Source organism: Bacteroides sp. BFG-606 (assembly GCF_024788145.1).
Classification (GTDB): Bacteria; Bacteroidota; Bacteroidia; order Bacteroidales; family Bacteroidaceae; genus Bacteroides; species Bacteroides vicugnae.
Genome location: NZ_JANUIL010000001.1, coordinates 3,822,247 through 3,842,407, shown reverse-complemented (window position 1 = coordinate 3,842,407; position 20,161 = coordinate 3,822,247). Strand labels below are relative to the sequence as shown.

The following is a 20,161-nucleotide window of genomic DNA, read 5'->3' as shown; positions in this document are numbered from 1 at the left end:
CTATTACTTATTTTTTTAATATCCTTGTTCTTTTAATTTTTCCGCTTCCGCATCACTTATCCATTCGATGATATTGATAAACGTGCCCACTATGCCATAAAGCGAACCATCTTTGTTGTTCACACTCAATGTGACATACTGCATGATGAAAGTCTCATTCGTACTATAGAAAGAAGTATAAGCTGCCGGCTGGCTCATCAGCAACTTTCCGTCACCGTGAATGGTGTTGAAAGCCTCTGCCGTAGTGGCACACATATGTTCTTCCATTTCAACCAACGGCTCCAATACATCTTCCCGGTTGAAAGTGATTTCCGTATCATAACCGTCAAAGTAAAGACCATGAATGGCAATCGTATTCTCCTTGCCTTCCACTACATCCGACTTAACCAGACGAATGTCCGTCTTCTTCGGATAATAATCGGACGACAGATAACTGGAAGTGACCTTACACCATCCAGTAAACTCCTGAATGTCAAACGGAAGAATCTTCTGCATCACCACTTTCGCCCCTGTGCCGTATATATCCCAACGATCTTCTTCGGGCACGACGAGCCGTAGGGAGAAGCCCAGCGAGTCGGTAATCTCCATACTGTCATACATACCTTGCACCTGCAAGTTGGCAACTCTTTCGCCCGCTTTGATGGTGACGGTGTTCGACAATAACTTATAATGCTTGCCTTCTACGGCATTGCTCTCCCGGTCTATCACTTCCACAGCAAAGGTGCGGTCGTAGTTGGCTGCCACAGTAGCAGCGACGGGAACGTTGAATATCTCATTCGTTTCTTGCACGGCATAAGTATAAAGCGTGTCAGAAAACATAAGATAATTAGCTCCGCTGTATGTCACCTTGTCCTGCTCGCAGCCGGAAAAAACCGTCAGCGCAGCGACGGCTGCCATACATCCTATTAATAATTTCTTCATTATCGTATGCTTTTAATCTTATTTGTTACTTTCATTCGGTTGTACTTGTGAGCCGGGAGCATCCAGTTCATGCTGCGGTATCGGCCATACGAACAAAGGATCGTCGGCTTCTACTTTCAGTTTACTGCCGTTCTCCAATGACTGTGCCTGCGGCTTGCGTTCAAATCCGTCATGCCAACGTTTCAAGTCGTGAAGACGGAAACCTTCCATATAAAGTTCCTTCACACGCTCTTCTTTGATCACCTTCATCGCATTGGATGCGCTCAAGGCGGTAGAACCTCCGTAAGTAGCGTAGCGAGCCGTACGAAGCGCAGTAATATCTTTTCCGGCACGTCCATAATCGGGAGCCGACTGACTGACATATGCTTCGGCACGAATCAGGTACTGTTCCGACAAGCGGAGCACTTTCGGCATGCACACGTGAAGAATATTCTCGTTTACAAACGATTCATTGCCAAAATACTTTATCAGCAAAGGCCATGAAAGCCCGTGGCTGTAACCAGTCTGATAGGTCAGGAAGAAAGTGGATACGCGCAAGTCGTTGTTATCGTATAAGTTGATAACCCACTCTGCCGGCACGTAATCGGGACGGACTGTACTGAAATCGTAATTAAAGAAAATCGTTCCCAGCCTGCCGCCATAAGAGTCAATGGTAAAACCGACTTTGAAGATAATCTCCGTAGCGTTGTCGTTGGTCCACATATACTTATAATAACTGGCGGTAGAAGTATAGTTCTGCGTACAACTGGACAAAAGGTAGTAACCGCTGTCTATCACTTTGCTGGAATACTTGATAGCATCTTCCCAGTTCTTCATATAAAGAGCGACACGCGCACGCAGAGCGTAGACAGTGTATTCGTTGAAATAAATAGCATTGTTGAACAAAGCGCCGTCGGTAGCTGGATCATAATCTTTATCCAATGCCAACAGTTCGGCTGCACGGTCAAGATCGTCGAGGATAAACTGGTAAGAGTCCTTCAGCGAAGCACGCTTCATTTCCTCATTTCCCTGATAGTGCCGGGTCAGGATAACACCCAGTTCATTGGCTGCCTCCGCATCGCTTTCGTAAGCCTTGCAGAAACATTTCACCAACTCCGAATAAGCAAGCGCACGGGCAAAATAAGCTTCGCCGCAACACTGGTCGATCTGGTCGAGGTCATTGTCATCGGTTGTGTTCTTTCTCACCGCATCCACGCGGTCGAGCAGGAAGTTACACCGGTTGATTACACTATACAATCCGGCATATACAGCCTCAATGCTTGTATTGGTAGCCAGAATGTCTTTCCAGCGCCAGATGTCTCCGTAAGTATTCGTATTTCCGTTTATTCCGTACACGAAATCCGCCTGCAAGTCGGGCAGCAAAGTGAGGTTGCCGGAATAAAGGGCGCTGTTCTTAAAAGCATCGTAAATACCTACCACTGCCAGATTTACATCATCCACCGTCTTGATAGCGTCATCGAAAGGAATGGAATCCTCCGGCATCTTATCCAAACAGGAGATGGTGGAACATGCCACGGCAGCCAACAAGATATATAATTTAAATTTCTTAATCATGTTTCTTTAATGTACTAGTTAAAATGAAACTTCAACCCCCAGAGTAAACTGGCGCGAAGACGGATATTGTGCTCTGTAAACATTATCGGCCACTTCCGGGTCGAGTCCGGTGAAACCGGTCCATGTCAGCAGGTTCTGCCCTTGCAGATAGATGCGGGCGGAAGAGAAGAAATTGGTCTTCTTCAGCCACAACTGCGGAAGCGAATAAGCCAGCGTCAGATTCTTCAGACGAAGGAAAGAAGCATTCTCGAGAAAACGGTCATCCAACTGGGCTACCACGCCATAACGGGGGGATATCCGTTACGTCACCCGGCTTCTTCCAACGGTCATACAGCAGTCGTTTCGACTGGTTGTAGGAGCTGTACAGTCCGTTACTTTCTTCAAAGAAACGGTCGTTGTTCATCACATAGCGGTCTGCCATCCAACTGAATTGTGCCGACAGTGAAAGACCTTTCCATGTAAGGGTTGTCCCGAAACCGCCCGCCCACGGAGAGTCGAACGTCTTGCCGGTCATTACTTTGTCTTCTTCACGGAATTCGGTAGTCAGTTCTCCGTCAGCAGTATACCACAGAGCGTCTCCGTTGGCAGGATTTACGCCTGCATAGCGGTTCATGAAGTATTCATGTACGGGATGTCCCACTACATACTTCAATCCGGTGGTGGAGTTTACATATTCTTGCACGCCGTTGTAGAGTTCAAGCAACTTGTTCTTGTTGTAAGAAACGTTGGCGCTTAGGTTCCAAATGAAATCCTTCGTGCGGATCACATCACCGTCTACCGCTATTTCCACACCGCGGTTCATCATGGCACCGATGTTTTCCCAACGCCACCCTTCGCCGGTGCTAGCATACGAAGTAGGCACGTTCATCAGTATATTGGTGGTTTTCTTATGATAGAAGTCGATGTTCACGTTCGCACGGTTGAAAATACCGAAATTTATGCCGACGTTGTTTGCCCATGTCTGTTCCCAACCCAGATCTTCGTTTCCGCTCTGTGCAGGATACAGGCCTGCTTGGTTGAAGTAATTGGCGTTGCCGGAAACCAGTGCGAGATGCTGGTAGAAATTAATCTCCGAGTTACCCGATGTACCGGTGCTCAACTTGATTTGTGCGCTTGTCAGCCATTCCACGTCTTTCAGGAAAGCCTCGTTCTTGATGTTCCACATAAAACCGAGCGACCAGAAAGTACCCCAACGGTGGTCTTTACCGAAACGGGAAGAAGCATCGGTACGTACAGCACCTTCGGCATAATATAAATCTTTATAGTTGTATTCGCCACGGAAGAAGAACGACAAGTAAGCGTAAGAGCTAGTGGTATCCACCCATGAAGAGGCGCGCGTACCGGCAGTGACATTTGTCAGACGGTCGTTGTTCTGTCCTCTGGTGACTACTTGGAATCCGTTAGAACGATAGTCCACGCCTTCCTGTCCCAGCAGGAAATTGAAAGAATGGTCGTCGTTCAGCGCCCAACGGTAATTTGCCGTAACGGTTTCCGTCAGATTCAGGATATCCGATGAACTACGTCCGGCGCTACCTGAACTGTTATTGATAATGTAGCTCGGGAAAGACTGCATGAAAGCCGTAGAGTGCGCATAGTCCGCACCGAACTGTGCACGCACAGTGAGGTCTTTTACCGGAGTAAGCTCTGCAAAGACGGTAGACAACAATTTATACTTCTTGTGGTTCACCGGATTATTAGACATCCATTCGATAGGGTTCTGTCCGATTCCCGTCCAAGTTCCGTCGTTCTGCGAAGCCAGAGAACCGTCCTTATTATAAGGACTCCAATAAGGAAGCATGAAACGTGAACCGGAGATCGGAGTATAAAGTGCCATTTCTCCTTCTTCTGCCTGCGCCACTTCTTCATAAGCCATCATTGTGTTGGTTCCCATCTTCAACCAGTTGCTTGCTTTCACTTCTGCATTGGCACGCAAGTTGTAACGACGGAAAGTAGAGTTCTGCGCAATACCGTCCTGATCGTAAAAACCACCGGAAACGTAGTAGTTGAGGCGATCGGTAGCACGGTTGACCGACAATTCGTAGCTCTGCAACGGAGCGCGGTCGTTGAAAACTTCATCCAGCCAATTGACATCGGTACGCGAAAGCAAGGTGTAATCCTGACCGGAGTCCAGACCGATTTCTTTTTCAAACTGGATACGCTCGGGCGTATTCATCATCATCCAGTTGTCATCCGACGCCAGTTGTGAGAACCCCCACTGCGCACGCAACGATACCTTCGCCTTGTCCAGCGACAATCCGCGTTTGGAAGTGATTACCACCACGCCATTTGCCGCACGGGCTCCATAGATAGAAGTGGAAGAAGCATCCTTCAGCACAGATATGGATTCGATATCTGCCGGACTGATTGTATTAAAATCAGCGCTCGAAATAGGCACACCGTCCAGAATAAACAACGGAGACGTGCCCGAATTGATAGAATTCGTGCCTCGAATCTGGAAGACCGCCGATTTGCTGGGTTCTCCGGAATTGGAGATCACCGTCAGACCGGGCGTCTGTCCCTGCAACGACTGGTCGAAACCCGCTGCCGGTACATTTTCCATCTTTTCCGCTTTTACAGTGGACACGGCTCCGGCAATGGTTCCCTTTTTACGGGTTCCGTACGCCACCACCACAACTTCGTCTATTAATTCGGAATCCGAAACCAGCCGTACATTCAACGTCCCCGTATGCGGGTTGACTTCATGCTGCTGAGATTGCATACCGACATAAGAGAACAGCAAAGTAGCCTTCGCCGTACCCTTAATTTCAAGAATGTAGTTACCGTCTACATCGGTAATCACACCATTTGTTGTCCCTTTCTCCAGAATGGACACGCCAATCATCGGCTCATTATCTTCCGCTGAAACTACATGTCCTGTGACTTTATATCCTCCCTGTGCCAGAATCATGAGAGGGATATTCGTCAGAGCAAAGAGTACAAACAAGAGAATTGATTTTCTCATCTTTGATACTTGAATTAAAAATTAATATAATTGATTTATTTTTATAAAATTTCTATAATAAGGAATACACTTATCTTCGCGTATGAAATAATAATACGCTCCTTCCCCCAATCGGTTACAAACATATCTTGCATCGATTTGGGGTAGATTATATTTTCTATAAAATACAATAGGAGTTAGACTAACTTGGCAGATTTTTTATATTACGCCAAATATCCAAATAGATTTTTCGTGTTACTGCTGTGTGAATTAAATGTTTGACCATCTGCTCTCTTAAGTTATAAATTAAACACTAATATTACTTGTTCTGTTTTAGGTTTATGTACTTTCAATGTTGTTATATTTTGGTTACAAATATATATATTATAATTAAATAAAAAAAACAATATGTCGCATTTTTTATACCATATTTCCACTTCTATCTTTTTGCTACATATTTAAGTCTATATAATCCTTTTAAAAAACAAATTCAAAATATATTCCAGCATAAATTAGATATTCACATTCATTTTGATAGTTTAATTAATTGTTTAAACAACAAATACCATAACCCATAAAAATAGCTTATTGAGAGGATTCAATACAGAAAAGAAAAATATTCAAAACTATTTCCTATTTTTGCACCCATTATATATAAAAAGGTATAAGATGAACTACGGATTTGTGAAAAAGTAGCTGCAGCTGTGCCACACATAAAGGTGGCTGACTGCAAATTCAATGTAGAGAAGATAGAAAGCTTGATTGCAGTAGCCGAAGGCAAAGGAGTGCAAATGATCGTATTTCCGGAAATGAGTATTACCGGATATACTTGTGGCGACCTATTTGGACAGCAGCTTTTGCTTGAAGAGGCAGAAATGGGGCTGATGCAAATCCTTAATAATACTCGTCAATTAGACATTATTTCTATTGTTGGCATGCCTGTTATTGTCAATTCGACAGTAATCAATGCAGCCGTAGTGATCCAGAAAGGGAAAGTATTGGGGGTTGCCGCCAAGACTTATCTGCCGAATTATAAAGAATTCTATGAACAGCGCTGGTTCACTTCGGCACTTCAACTGACAACCAATAACGTACGGCTTTGCGGACAAGTAGTTCCGATAGGTGCCAATCTGCTTTTTGAAACTTCGGATACGACTTTTGGTATCGAAATATGCGAGGACCTTTGGTCTACCATACCTCCCAGCTCTTCATTGGCATTACAAGGCGCAGAAATTATTTTCAATATGTCTGCTGACAATGAAGGCATCGGAAAAAACAATTATCTCTGCTCTCTTATCAGCCAGCAATCTGCACGTTGTATTGCCGGATATGTATTCTCATCCTGCGGCTTCGGAGAGTCTACTACCGATGTCGTTTTTGCTGGTAACGGACTGATTTACGAAAACGGTTCGCTTCTTGCGCGCAGTGAACGTTTCAGTATGAAAGAACAACTTATTATTAGTGAAATAGATGTTGAACGTATCCGGACTGAACGTAGAATCAATACGACTTTTGCCGCCAATCAGGCAAATCTGGGAGATAAAAAAGCTGTTTCTATTGCAACAGAATTTGTTAATAGCAAAGAACTGGAATTAACCCGGAAATTCAACTCTCATCCTTTTGTACCACAGGGAGCAGAATTGAACGAGCATTGCGAAGAAGTATTCTCCATTCAGATAGCCGGACTGGCACAAAGATTGGTTCATACCAGAGCTAAAACTGCCGTAGTCGGCATTTCCGGTGGATTGGATTCAACACTGGCACTGCTTGTTTGCGTGAAGACTTTTGATAAGTTGGGATTGTCCCGGAAAGATATCCTTGGAATCACAATGCCGGGTTTCGGAACAACAGATCGTACTTATCACAATGCCATTGGTCTGATGAAATCGCTAGGTATTTCTATTCGTGAAATCAGTATAAAAGAAGCCTGTATCCAGCATTTTAAAGATATAGACCATGATATAAATGTACACGACGTTACATACGAGAATTCGCAGGCACGGGAACGTACACAAATATTAATGGACGTAGCCAATCAAACTTGGGGAATGGTGATCGGTACAGGAGATTTATCAGAACTTGCACTGGGATGGGCAACCTACAATGGCGACCATATGTCGATGTACGGAGTAAATGCAAGTGTACCGAAAACTCTGGTGAAGTACCTGGTACAATGGGTAGCGGAAAACGGCATAGATGAAAATTCAAAAGCGTTTTTACTTGACATAGTAGACACTCCTATTAGTCCGGAACTGATTCCTGCAGATGAAAACGGAGAAATTAAACAAAAAACAGAAGATTTGGTAGGTCCTTATGAGCTGCATGACTTCTTCCTTTATTATTTTTTACGTTGTGGTTTCCGCCCATCCAAGATATTCTATCTGGCCAATATTGCATTCAAAGATGTCTATGACGAAGAAACCATCAAGAAATGGCTCTCTACCTTCTTCCGTCGTTTCTTTAATCAACAATTCAAGCGTTCTTGCTTGCCGGATGGCCCCAAAGTAGGAAGTATTTCTATCAGTCCAAGAGGAGATTGGAGAATGCCAAGTGATGCTAGTTCAGCCATGTGGCTTAAAGAAATAGAGGCTCTATAAGGCAGCCTACCGATATGTTTGTGCCACCGCATTGGCACAACTGTGCCAACAGTATGGCATGGTTGTGCCAATGCGGTGGCACAGTTGTGACAGAGTGATGGCACAGACGGGAATATTAGAACTCTCCGCCTGCCATTACTTCTTCTCTTATTAGCTCCACATTGGCTTCTTTAATTCTTCTAATAATATTCTTATAGATTCGATGAAAGCCATATCCCCCTTTTGTCATCTCACGGATGGCATCTTCTTTCGAAGCATTTTGAAAAACGATACGATAAAAGGCACAAACAGCCCCTGTGCGATCAGAACCATGATGACAATGGAAAACAATAGGGGCCGTACGATTTTTAATAATGCGCAATGCTTGTATCAATTCCTTTTCACTAATCGAATGTGCTTTGGTTTTTACCCGGTGAAGTTTTAGACTTGTTCCTTTTGCTTCGTCATCATCGCTGTGTCTGTTCCGTAGATTAAGAACTTCCCCAATCCCATACTTTTCCAAAGCTTTAAAATCATCTTTAGAGGGTTGTTCCGAGCGGTATACCCCGGAATCAATCTTATACAGATTGGTCAACTCGCTATCGGGAAGAGTAATCTTCTCTACTTTCAAATTCTGACTAAAAACAGATATAGAGAAAATTACTCCCCAAAGTAGGCTTAACAAGATTCTTTTCTGCATAAGTCTATGTATCATCATTAGAAAATTAAAGAACCCCTTTACTGGATGGAAGTTCAAAATGATAGATATCACGTTTCAATGCCATCTTTAGTGCACGTGCAAGAGCTTTAAAAATTCCTTCTATTTTATGATGTTCATTCTGTCCTTCGGCTTTGATGTTCAAATTCATCTTCGCTGCATCGCTCAATGATTTAAAGAAATGAAGGAACATTTCTGTTGGCATCTCTCCTATTTTTTCACGCTTGAATTCAGCATCCCAAACCAGCCAAGGACGACCGCCGAAGTCCAGACAAACCTGACAAAGACAATCATCCATCGGCAAGGCATAGCCATAACGTTCAATCCCTCGTTTGCTACCTAAAGCCTGATAGATACATTCGCCCAATGCAATAGCGGTATCTTCGATCGTGTGATGTTCATCTACTTCCAAATCTCCTTTTACACGGATGGTCAAGTCCATGCCGGAGTGTTTTCCAATCTGCTCAAGCATGTGATCGAAAAAGCCAAGACCGGTAGAAATGTCACAAGTTCCATTTCCATCCAGATTCAAAGCAACATAAATATCTGTTTCTTTTGTAGTACGGCGTACTTCCGCCTTCCGTTCTCCGGCAAAAAGGAATTCAGTTATCCGGTCCCAGTCAGTAGTTGCAAGGGCACAGACTTCTTCTAATCCTTTTTCTTTCAGAGCTTCGGTTGAGTCTTGCAAATAAATTGCCCGGCAACCCAGATTTTTGGCAAGTTCCACATCCGTAGGACGATCACCTATCACAAAACTTCCGGCAAGATCATAATCGGGACTATTCAAATACTTCGTCAACATTCCCGTACGTGGCTTGCGGGTAGGCGCATTGTCTTCAGGGAAGCTACGGTCTATCAGAATTTCATCAAAAGTAATCCCCTCTCCTGCCAATGTTTTAAGCATCAGATTATGAGCAGGCCAAAATGTCTCTTCCGGAAAAGAGGATGTACCCAATCCATCCTGATTGGTGACCATCACAAATTCAAAGTCAAGTTTACTACGGATGAAACCCAAGTTACGGAATACCTTCGGATAAAATTCCAGTTTTTCCAATGAGTCGAGCTGATAATCAACGGGAGGTTCGATTACCAACGTACCATCTCTATCGATAAATAATACTTTCTTCTTCATAAATTATCCTTGATAGTTTTTAAGGGCAGCCAATAGGGTATTATTTTCTACACGGGTACCGACAGTCACACGCAAACAGTTGCAACAAAGTGAAATGTTATGACGATTACGCACAATGATTCCTTCACCGACCAAATAGTTGTAGATTTTCACAGCATCTGTCACTTTAGCCAAAAAGAAGTTGGCATCAGAAGGAAACAGTTTGATAGTACATGGGAGTTTTTCAAATTCCGCTTCCAGATAATCACGCTCTTCTTTCAACGTTTTCACCCAACGTTCTATCTCATAGTGCTTATGCAACATAGAAATAGCTTGTTGTTGAGTCAACTGATTGACATTATAAGGATATTTGATTTTGCTAAGGATATCTATAATTTCTTTGGAAGCAAAAGCCATTCCCAGACGGATAGCAGCACATCCCCAAGCCTTGGAGAATGTTTGGAATACGACAAGGTTGGGATATTTATCCAGCTCTTCGAGGAAAGACGGAGCTTGGGAAAAATCATTGTATGCCTCATCCAGCATCACTAATCCTTCGAACTGGCAAAGTACCTTTTCAATTTCGGAACGGAGCAAATCATTTCCTGTCGGGTTGTTAGGCGAGCAAAGGAAAATCAATTTGGTGTGTTCGTCGGTAGCCTCCAGCAGTTTATCGGCAGAGAACTGGAAGTTATCATCCAGCAATACTTTCCGATATTCCACATCGTTCACATCGGCACAAACCTGATACATACCATAAGTAGGATCGATGGCTACGACATTATCTTTTCCCGGTTCGCAGAATGCACGAAAAACCAAGTCGATGGCTTCATCGCTACCGTTTCCAAGAAAAATATGCTCGGGGGATACTTTTTTGATTTTCGACAACAGCGTCTTCAGTTCACACTGCATAGGATCCGGATAGCGGTTATGAGGTGTATTGTAGGGGTTCTCGTTCGCATCCAGGAAAACAGAGGCTGTAACTCCTTTATATTCATCTCGTGCCGAAGAATAGGGTTTTAATTTCCAGATATTCGGCCGGGTTAGTTCTTGTAACGTTTTCATCTTCACTTATTATTTATTGAAACGCAGATTAACGCAGACAGACGCAGATTAAATTTTCCTTTGCGAAAATTCGCGTAAATCTGCGTTTCATATTAATTAATTATTAAGCTAAGCTTTTCAGACGAACTGTGACAGCATTTTTATGTGCATCCAGCTGTTCATTAGCGGCCATTTCTTCTATAGCAGGGCCAATCGCTTTTATTCCTTCCGGGAGAATTTCCTGAAATGTAATCTTACGGATAAAACTATCCAGACTTACACCGCTATAGGCTTTGGCATAACCGTTGGTCGGCAGAGTGTGATTCGTTCCGGAAGCATAGTCGCCGGCACTCTCGGGAGTTAACGAACCTAAAAAGACAGAACCTGCATTTATCACACGTTCGGCCACTTCCATATAGTTTTCCGTTTCTATGATTAGATGTTCCGGAGCATACGCGTTAGTCAGTTCCAATGCTTCATCAAGATCCTTCACTAAAATCAATTTACTATTCTCCAGTGATTTCGCTGCAATTTCACGACGGGGAAGTTCTGCTAATTGACGCTCTACTTCTGCCATCACCTCTGTTTGAAGTTTCTCGGAAGTGGTAATCAATATAGCCTGGCTATCTATTCCGTGTTCTGCCTGTGACAAAAGATCTGCTGCCACAAAAACCGAATTGGCAGAGGCATCGGCCAGAACTTCCACTTCAGAAGGACCGGCAGGCATATCGATAGCTACATCACGCAGGCTCACCAATTGTTTGGCAGCTGTCACATATTGATTGCCGGGACCAAATATCTTATATACTTTAGGTACACTCTCCGTTCCATAAGCCATAGCAGCAATCGCTTGCACCCCACCAGCCTTGAATATTTTGCTGACACCTGCCAGTTGCGCGGCAAAAAGGATAGCCGGATGAATATCCCCATTTTTGTCGGGAGGAGTGCAAAGAACGATTTCCTTGCATCCTGCAATTTTAGCCGGAACAGCCAACATTAATACAGTCGAGAAAAGCGGTGCTGTTCCACCCGGAATATACAACCCGACCTTTTCGATTCCTACAGATTTTTGCCAGCAAGTTACCCCATTCATTGTCTCTACCTTCTTCCCGACAAAACGCTGGGAAGAGTGGAATGTTTCAATGTTTTGTTTAGCTAAAGAAATGGCAGCTTTCAGTTCATCGCTTACCAATGATTCGGCTACCTGTATTTCTTCAGGAGTGACAGCAAGTGCAGACAAGGTCACTTTATCAAAAACAGCCTCATATTCCAATACTGCTTTGTCGCCTTCTGTCTTTATCTTATTTATAATAGAACGAACAGTATCGAACAAACTTTCCGTATTTAGTGCCGGACGTTTCAAAAGTTCCGTCCATTGCTCTTTTGAGGGATATTTAATCAATTTCATGGTTCATATTTTATTAGGCACGGATTTCACGGATTATGCGGTATCTAAGATTAGTGACTACATTATCTGTGTAATCCGCGCCTATATCTATTTATACAATCATCTTTTCAATCGGCAGTACCAAAATACCTTCCGCTCCCAGTCCTTTCAGTTTTCCGATGATTTCCCAAAAACGTTTTTCATCAAGTACTGTATGAACAGAACACCAGCCTTCCTGTGCCAATGGCATCACTGTAGGACTCTTCATACCCGGCAATACAGCAATGATTTCTTCCAGTTTGTCTTTGGGAGCATTCATCAATACATATTTTTTATCTTCGGCTGTTTTTACTGCGTTCATACGGAACAACAGTTCTTCAAGCACTTCTTTTTCCTCGTCGCTCATGTTCTTGTTGCCAATCAACAATGCTTCCGACTTCATTACAACTTCCACTTCTTTCAAACGATTGCTGACCAAAGTAGAACCGGAACTTACAATATCAAAAATGGCATCAGCCAATCCAATACCCGGAGATACCTCCACCGAACCGGTTATCACATGTATTTCGGCATTTACATTATTTTTTTCAGGAAGTTACGAAGAATCACCGGATAAGAGGTAGCAATCTTCTTGCCTTCAAACCATGACAGACCGGGATATTCAATATCTTTCGGCATAGCCAGTGACAGACGGCATTTGCTGAATCCGAGACGTTTGACAATTTCAGCATCTTCCTCCTTTTCCATAAACTCATTCTCACCCACAATTCCCAAATCAGCTACCCCGGTAGCTACCGTTTGCGGAATATCATCATCACGAAGAAATAGAACTTCGATAGGAAAGTTAGAAGACTGTACCAACAAGGTACGTTTAGTAGTGCTTAACTTGATATCTGACTCTTCTAAAAGTGCCATTGTCTCTTCGAAGAGACGCCCTTTGGCTTGTACTGCGATTCTTAACATGACTTTATTTAATTACTAATTTATTAATTACAAATACAATCTGCGTTGAAAAACAAAAAAGGCTTACCGTATTCGGTAAGCCTTCGTTATCGTTTATATAGTTATACACAATATCATCCACGCCCACCGATTATTCGTTAGGAAAATGATGATGATGATGTGTAGCTGTATATTTCATATTTCTTCTATTAACTGCGACAAAAGTAAAGTATTTGTTTGATACTACCAAACATTTATCACAAAAACTTGAGTTTTTATTTCAAATTAATGGTAATATCTCCTCCGATTCTACATCGCATTTCGAAAAATGCATTTCATCTTTCGACTTTTCTTTCGAGAAAGTAAAGTAAGTACAAACTGATTCTGTACAGACTTCTCCATCCTTATTATATAACTTTGCTTCAACAATAACGATGTTCCGCTTTACCTCTTTAATAGACGCACGCAGTACTATATGAGAATCCTTAGTATCAATCGATTTCCGGTAACGAGTTTCCATCTTCGACGTCACTCCCGTGGTTTGTAGTTTACGAAGTATAACCCAGGCACAGATTTCATCCATCAAGACAGCTTGAATACCGCCATGCAAGGTATCAATCCAGCCTTGATATTCGGGACGTGGTTTCCAAATGCTGACCACTTCGTCACCATCTTCGTAAAATTCCATTTTTAATCCGGCTTCATTATTGGAAGCACAACCAAAGCAGTTGTACCCCTCCAAACCCTTCCAAGGGTTTATTATCTTCTTCATAATTCTCTCTTTTTAGTTAGTTTTACTTCCCAAATATAAGCAATTTATGGAAAAGAGAAACCTTTTTCGCCGATTTACTTTCTTATGCAACGAATGGCAAAGGCTTTTGTATCAACGCCTGCGTTAGATTCTTCAATAATATCCGTATCGCTTTTCAGATAGAAAACCTTGGTGTCGATAGCGGTATTTGCATTATCCAGTGTCCAATATGCCAGATGTTTTTTCTCGTAATCAGTTTGAAAAGCCCCCACATACATTCCTACAGGTATTCCATTAAAACCGGATAAATTAGTTGCAGGCTGTACCTGTTCTCCCGCTTTCAAAGGTAACCAAGTACCTGATTTCAGCAAAGAAGCCTCTCCATTCAGATAGTCTTTTAAAATGTTCCAGTCTTTCCAATCCGGTATACTCCAATGAATAGGTAGAATTTTATTAGAAAGTGCAACATTAGCTGTATAAAAATAGTGTTCCGTAGCAGATTGCAGATATCCGAGAACATTCGCTGTCACTGCATCCAGTCTGGGAAGTGCTTCACCGTCGACATACGAAGATACCTCCAGATTATCCCGCATCCAATATTGAGTTCCGATCTTCACTAACGGATAATTATGAATGATTCCTCCACGTACATCACGAGTGATATCTTCCAATGCCAAAACAGATAGTATGTCATCTGCCGTTGTAACGGATAAAGAAACGGTTCCGTCTGCCATCACATATACATTATTACGAATCGGCAAAGTTCCGTCAACATAGACCAACGAGTGATCTTCCATATTCCATGATACACTTCCTCCATTCACTTTTCCGGTTTTTCCTAGCAACTGTGCCACAACGCCTTGAGATAAGTCCACACTACCATTTTCTCCCATCGGATAGGCAACGATTGCCTGCGAAGAAAATTCCGGAGTAACAAGATACTCCTTACATATTTCGGCTACTTGCTTTCCCGAATGTAACACTTTATACACATTCGACTTTTGAAAAGTCAACTTCGAAACATCTATGTATTTATGAAGCGTGACCGATTCAGTATGATCTATTTCGGTTCCATCCCAATCCCCGATTTCCCCATTCACTTTGCTCATTAATACATCTTCGGCTGATACAAACTTTATTTCCAATTCGCGCTGCTTTCCACTTTTTAATTGTAGAGTAGATGGTAATAGACTTGTATATAACTTTCCTGCAGCTTCCAACGTTATGTATTGGTATCCCGGAGTCGCCTCCTGCGGTATCAGAATAAATTCCTTTCCTATCAGTCGACCGTCTTCTATCCCCCATTCTCCTGCAGGAATAATATCCTTCTCTTCGGAATAACCAGAGAAAGTTTTTTTCTGAAAATCATAACTTGTTTTAGTATAAAAGCCACTCACCGAAAGTGTAGGCTTAATGGATAACATATCTTCCAAATTCTCTTCCTCTCCAGGAACAAGAACAATTTTCAGACGAAAAAACTGATGATTATAGGTTAAAGCGACCGCCTCCTTACTGGCTGGTACATCTTCTTTAGAAGCAATCAGGAAATCAGAATGTGAATAATCATCAGAAATATTTTGAGTCGTTGAAACCGCTACCTGCATGATACTCTCCCCTATCCCCACTCCACTCTTTTGGTAAGGATAATAACTGATTAAATCCAATGTAACTCCATCATCCGGATAGTATACCGACTCGTTAGATTCAAACTCACCATTAGATGAACGTATGAAATGAAGATTATCCACATAACGTTCTTCTTGCATTGTAGTAGTTCCGGCAAGAGCGAACAGACCGACTTCATCCCCTTCGGCAAAGTTATTATTTGCCATACGGGTATCAACCGACTCACGAATATCAGCGATAAACTTCAATGGAATATCTCCATCATTAACAATATCCCCCTCTTCCTCCGAAATATGGTTCACACAAGCACCAAGCAAGATAGAACAAAAAACAAGTAAACCCACGCCCCTTTGTAGGTTATAAAATAGTTTCATCACATTTATTTTTTAATTTCCCAATAGAAACTTTTGATTGAACAGAAAGAATGGCATAAGAGGAAGTATTCGCTTTCAGTTATGGGATACTGAACAACACGTCTGTTGTACTGTGGAATCATCAATTTCAAGATATCATTTTGATGTCTTGAAAACAAAAGTATATAATTATATTAAACCGAAGTATAGTTTCTATAGGAAAATTTTACATTTCAAATTAAAACACAAATAACCAATAAGTTATAAATAACCAGTCAGAGATCAAGGATTAAGCTCTCACATTATTATATTAAGAGCCTACCAATTTCAGAAAGAGTACCCCACTTCTATTCCGGCAATGTGTCTGCCTTGTGAAGATGCATATTGATAACAATAGAATGCATCCAACGACCAACGCTTGGCTAAAGCTATTTCCACTCCGGGACGATAGCGCATACGATCGGCTCTCCAAAAAGAAGCATCATCCAGACTCTGATAGATTTCAACAGAGAAATAGGGAGAAACAATTCCTTTTGTAGGAGCATAAGACAATTTCAAGCGGGAACGCAAACGAGTTTCAGAATTTCCACGATCAAAAGTCTGCTGAAATCTTTCCCTTACAGCTACTTTCAGCCATTGATAGCGAAAACTGGCAGTGGTAGTTATATAATAACGATGTCTGAACTTCCAATCCGAATCACCCAGATTCAGAAGATGGGTTTCATAGCCAACACCCAGATTCAGAAACGAATAAGGCCGGTAACTTCCACCAACAATAAGCCCCCAACGATCCAACTTTCTCACATCATCTTTCATGCGCAATTCCAAATCACCTGAAACTGAAAACCGGGAATCTATCTTATGATTTACCTTGAATTTAGTCCATGTATTGAAATCGTCACTTTGTGCCCATGCAGAAAATGATATTCCAAACAACAGCACAAATAATAGCCAAGTCTTAGTATTTAATATTATTCTACTCATTGATTTTCGGGTTAAAGTAGCAAAGATAGTAAATTATTCTACGCAAAGAAAAATCATGATACTGAAAAGATTCTGAAAAGATTATATTCGTATTCTGTCTAAATTCTCATTTGCATATTGTATCTTTGCGTAAGAAACTCTAAAATCATCGGATATGGACAACTTGATGCGTAAACTTCCTATTGGAATACAGACATTCGAAGGGATACGGAAGGATAATTATCTTTATGTGGATAAAACAGCACTTGTATGGCGTATGGCTAACCTAGGAAAGCCATATTTTCTAAGCAGGCCACGTCGCTTTGGTAAAAGCTTATTAATTTCTACATTCGATGCTTATTTTCAAGGAAAAAAAGAACTATTCAATGGTTTGGCTATTGAACAACTGGAGACGAAATGGGAACAGCATCCGGTTTTACATCTTGATCTGAATGCCAAAAAATATGAAACGGCAGCAGATTTAATTGCAATGCTAAACCAATATTTAGAAAAATGGGAAGCTATTTATGGTGATGAGAAAAAAGACCGTAGCCCTGAGGAGCGCTTTAGTTATGTAATCGAACAAGCTTCCTTGAAAACAGGAAAAGGTGTCGTCGTATTGGTAGACGAATATGACAAACCTCTTTTGCAGGCTATTACCCGTCCGAAATTGTTCGAAGAATATCGTCAGACATTGAAAGCCTTTTATGGAGTATTGAAAAGTGCTGACGCATATCTCCGTTTTGTTTTCCTGACCGGAGTTACGAAGTTCTCACAAGTCAGCGTATTCAGTGACTTGAATCAGTTGAATGACATTAGTCTGGACTATTCTTACGCCACGCTTTGCGGTATCACCCGCGAAGAACTGAAAAGTACTTTCAAGCCCGAAATTGAAACTTTCGGCCGCAAAAATCATCAGACTTCAGAAGAGGTAGTTACAGCAATGGAATGCAACTATGACGGTTATCATTTTCATCCGGATGGTGCAGGAGTATTCAATCCGTTCAGTGTGTTGAATGCTTTCAGCAAATTGGAGTTGGGTAGCTATTGGTTCCAGACTGGCACACCGACATTTTTGGTTGAACTACTGCAAAAAAGTGAGTATGATTTACGTACTTTATTAAATGGCATAGAAGCACCTGCATCTTCTTTTGCTGAATACAGAATGGATGCAAATAATCCCGTACCGCTGATTTATCAAAGTGGATATCTGACTATTAAGGATTACGACAGACGGTTTAATAATTATTTACTTGACTTTCCTAACGATGAGGTACGTTACGGATTCATTAACTTTCTTGTGCCATTCTACACTCCGATGAAGAACAATGATCAGGGATTTTATATTGGAAAATTCATTGATGAATTGGAGAAAGGTGATTACGAATCTTTCCTCACTCGTCTGGAGGCTTTCTTTGCCGATATTCCGTATGAATTGAATGACCAGACTGAACGTCATTATCAGGTTATCTTCTATCTCGTATTCAAACTGATGGGACAATTCACGGAAGCAGAAGTACGCAGCGCCCGTGGACGTGCCGATGCTGTAGTTAAAACACCGAAATATGTCTATGTGTTTGAGTTCAAATTAAATGGAACCGCAGAAGAAGCAATGAAACAGATTGATGAGAAAGGATATCTGATTCCTTATCAGAAAGACCACCGGGAAATAGTGAAAATTGGTGTGGAATTTAGTGCGGAAACCCGTAATATCAATCGTTGGCTGGCAGAAACGACATAAATATGATAAAAACATTTCGGGAAGAATCGTAGTTACGAACTTCCCGAAATAAAAACCGATACCATTGAAAATAAACATTTGTCATCCTCTTTTGGAAACAAGTTTTTTCAATCTAACCTAATATACCTGATATATCTAACATACCTGAAACTAATCAGCCTCTTTTGATTTTGCATTCCAAACCAATAATGCAAAGAGTACTGACAGCAGAGCTGCACCAATCCAGAACCAATTGATGTATGTGAAATCATAAACATCGACTCCGTTCTGAACCGTCTTCTGACCATCTATCAGAATACCACTCATTACGTCCTGTAATCCGGCTCCAATATAACTGGCAATACCCACCACTCCCAATGCTGCACCAGAAGCATTACGGGGAGCAATATCAACAGCCATCAGGCCACCTAGAAAACAGATGAGAACTCCGATACCCAAACCGAAAAGAACCATGGCAAGTACATCTATCCAGAAGTGTACACCGGGAACCAACAAGAACAGGCTAAGTGCAAGAACATTCATCAATCCGAAAATCAGGGCAGGAACATTTCGGCGACCACCAAACAACTTGTCAGAAATGACTCCCGAAAACATAGTACCGATGATACCACAGACCGGACAGATGGAAATAATGAAACTGGCATCCAACGTGGAATATCCTTTTTGCGCTTCCAGATAAAAAACGCCCCAACTATTGATGGCATAACGACTAATATACATAAAAGCACTCGAAAGAGCCAGTATCCAGATAGCAGGCATCAACAAGACCTGCCGCTGCGCCTTATTGAAATCAGCCGCTTCCGTAACGCTCATCTCCTTTTTCTCCTTGGGAATATTCACTGGCAGAAAGCCCTGACTTTCAGGAGTGTCATGAAAGAACTTCCAGACGATCAATGTACCAATCAACCCCACGATACCTGCCCCAAAGAAACCGTAACGCCAACCCAATACACTAACGATAGACGCAATAATCAGAAAGGTCAACGCTTCACCGATATTGTGGCTGGCAGACCAGAATCCATAATAGGATCCCCGTTCTTTGTCCGTGAACCAACGGGAAAGTCCCACGACACAAGAGGCGGCTCCCATAGACTGAAACCATCCGCTAATTCCCCAAAGTATGGCAAACAGGAGGAACGAATTAGTAAAACCTAAACAAAGGTTGACCAAAGCCGTGACCAGTAAACCGGTAGTCATAAAGCGATTGATATTGCTACGGTCGGCAAGGAAACCATTCGTGAATTTCCCAATGGCATAAGTAAAGAACAATACCGAACCGATAATTCCCAGTTCCGTTTCGGAAAAGATCCCTTCATCTACTATGGGCTTCTTCACGACATTCAGGCTAAGGCGGCAAACATAGTACATGCCGTAACCGAAAGTGGCTGAAAGGAAAGTAGACCATTTCAGGTATTTCAGACGACGGGCCTCGGAATGAAGATGCTGTGAGTCGGATGAAGACAAAGCTTCCCCGTTACAAGGTCTCGGTGAAGAGACCTTGTAAAAGTTTATAAGTTGTTTCAACATGAGAAA

Annotated in this window: 11 protein-coding genes and 3 pseudogenes; 2 read left to right on the top strand and 12 right to left on the bottom strand. The window is 42.1% G+C overall.

All coding sequences use genetic code 11. The features are described from left to right. Positions 1-15: 15 nt before the first annotated feature. The 3 genes and pseudogenes from NXV01_RS14285 to NXV01_RS14275 form a co-directional block, all read right to left on the bottom strand. Entirely contained in the window at positions 16-921 is a 906-nt protein-coding gene (locus NXV01_RS14285; protein WP_195649048.1) for a DUF4984 domain-containing protein, read from the bottom strand. A gap of 18 nt (positions 922-939) precedes the next feature. After that, the gene (locus tag NXV01_RS14280) at positions 940-2,475 is read right to left on the bottom strand and encodes a RagB/SusD family nutrient uptake outer membrane protein (RefSeq protein ID WP_195649047.1); all 1,536 of its coding nucleotides are present in this window, start codon (positions 2,473-2,475) and stop codon (positions 940-942) included. 18 nt (positions 2,476-2,493) lie between these two features. Beyond that, positions 2,494-5,437: pseudogene (locus NXV01_RS14275) on the bottom strand (SusC/RagA family TonB-linked outer membrane protein). A 648-nt stretch (positions 5,438-6,085) separates the two neighbouring features. Here NXV01_RS14275 and NXV01_RS14270 point away from each other — a divergent pair. Beyond that, positions 6,086-8,013: pseudogene (locus NXV01_RS14270) on the top strand (NAD(+) synthase). Between the two features lie 115 nt (positions 8,014-8,128). Here the strand turns inward: NXV01_RS14270 and NXV01_RS14265 are convergent. The 8 genes and pseudogenes from NXV01_RS14265 to NXV01_RS14230 form a co-directional block, all read right to left on the bottom strand. After that, a complete protein-coding gene (locus NXV01_RS14265; RefSeq protein WP_259022730.1) occupies positions 8,129-8,692 on the bottom strand; it encodes a tyrosine-protein phosphatase in 564 nt (187 codons plus the stop codon). Positions 8,693-8,717: 25 nt separating this feature from the next. Beyond that, positions 8,718-9,842 (bottom strand): bifunctional histidinol-phosphatase/imidazoleglycerol-phosphate dehydratase HisB, encoded by a 1,125-nt coding sequence (hisB, locus tag NXV01_RS14260; protein ID WP_195649043.1) that lies wholly within the window; start codon positions 9,840-9,842, stop codon positions 8,718-8,720. Positions 9,843-9,845: 3 nt separating this feature from the next. Further along, on the bottom strand, positions 9,846-10,886 hold the full coding sequence (hisC, locus tag NXV01_RS14255; protein ID WP_148366130.1) for a histidinol-phosphate transaminase: 1,041 nt from the start codon (positions 10,884-10,886) through the stop codon (positions 9,846-9,848). Between the two features lie 103 nt (positions 10,887-10,989). Then, positions 10,990-12,273, bottom strand: coding sequence for a histidinol dehydrogenase (gene hisD / locus NXV01_RS14250; protein WP_259022729.1), 1,284 nt, complete (start codon positions 12,271-12,273; stop codon positions 10,990-10,992). Positions 12,274-12,364: 91 nt separating this feature from the next. Beyond that, positions 12,365-13,215, bottom strand: a pseudogene (gene hisG, locus NXV01_RS14245) (ATP phosphoribosyltransferase). Between the two features lie 259 nt (positions 13,216-13,474). Beyond that, positions 13,475-13,966 carry a PaaI family thioesterase gene (locus NXV01_RS14240; RefSeq protein WP_004296910.1) on the bottom strand — a complete coding sequence of 164 codons (492 nt, stop codon included), beginning with the start codon at positions 13,964-13,966 and terminating at the stop codon, positions 13,475-13,477. Positions 13,967-14,040: 74 nt separating this feature from the next. Continuing rightward, entirely contained in the window at positions 14,041-15,945 is a 1,905-nt protein-coding gene (locus NXV01_RS14235; RefSeq protein ID WP_259022728.1) for a fimbrillin family protein, read from the bottom strand. 306 nt (positions 15,946-16,251) lie between these two features. Beyond that, positions 16,252-16,908: a DUF2490 domain-containing protein gene (locus NXV01_RS14230; protein ID WP_148366123.1), complete on the bottom strand. Its 657-nt coding sequence runs from the start codon at positions 16,906-16,908 to the stop codon at positions 16,252-16,254. Between the two features lie 154 nt (positions 16,909-17,062). On the opposite strand from NXV01_RS14230, the gene NXV01_RS14225 reads away from it, so the two are divergent. Beyond that, positions 17,063-18,628: an ATP-binding protein gene (locus tag NXV01_RS14225; RefSeq protein ID WP_234132011.1), complete on the top strand. Its 1,566-nt coding sequence runs from the start codon at positions 17,063-17,065 to the stop codon at positions 18,626-18,628. A 150-nt stretch (positions 18,629-18,778) separates the two neighbouring features. On the opposite strand, the gene NXV01_RS14220 is transcribed toward NXV01_RS14225, so the two are convergent. Further along, positions 18,779-20,155: an MFS transporter gene (locus NXV01_RS14220; RefSeq protein WP_259022727.1), complete on the bottom strand. Its 1,377-nt coding sequence runs from the start codon at positions 20,153-20,155 to the stop codon at positions 18,779-18,781. Positions 20,156-20,161: the final 6 nt, after the last annotated feature.

Coding starts and splice junctions, on each gene's coding strand:
- NXV01_RS14225 (WP_234132011.1), top strand. CDS start 17,063: ATGGACAACTTGATGCGTAAACTTCCTATTGGAATACAGACATTCGAA.
- hisB (WP_195649043.1), bottom strand. CDS start 9,842: ATGAAGAAGAAAGTATTATTTATCGATAGAGATGGTACGTTGGTAATC.
- NXV01_RS14235 (WP_259022728.1), bottom strand. CDS start 15,945: ATGAAACTATTTTATAACCTACAAAGGGGCGTGGGTTTACTTGTTTTT.
- NXV01_RS14280 (WP_195649047.1), bottom strand. CDS start 2,475: ATGATTAAGAAATTTAAATTATATATCTTGTTGGCTGCCGTGGCATGT.
- NXV01_RS14240 (WP_004296910.1), bottom strand. CDS start 13,966: ATGAAGAAGATAATAAACCCTTGGAAGGGTTTGGAGGGGTACAACTGC.
- hisD (WP_259022729.1), bottom strand. CDS start 12,273: ATGAAATTGATTAAATATCCCTCAAAAGAGCAATGGACGGAACTTTTG.
- NXV01_RS14220 (WP_259022727.1), bottom strand. CDS start 20,155: ATGTTGAAACAACTTATAAACTTTTACAAGGTCTCTTCACCGAGACCT.
- hisC (WP_148366130.1), bottom strand. CDS start 10,886: ATGAAAACGTTACAAGAACTAACCCGGCCGAATATCTGGAAATTAAAA.
- NXV01_RS14230 (WP_148366123.1), bottom strand. CDS start 16,908: ATGAGTAGAATAATATTAAATACTAAGACTTGGCTATTATTTGTGCTG.
- NXV01_RS14285 (WP_195649048.1), bottom strand. CDS start 921: ATGAAGAAATTATTAATAGGATGTATGGCAGCCGTCGCTGCGCTGACG.
- NXV01_RS14265 (WP_259022730.1), bottom strand. CDS start 8,692: ATGCAGAAAAGAATCTTGTTAAGCCTACTTTGGGGAGTAATTTTCTCT.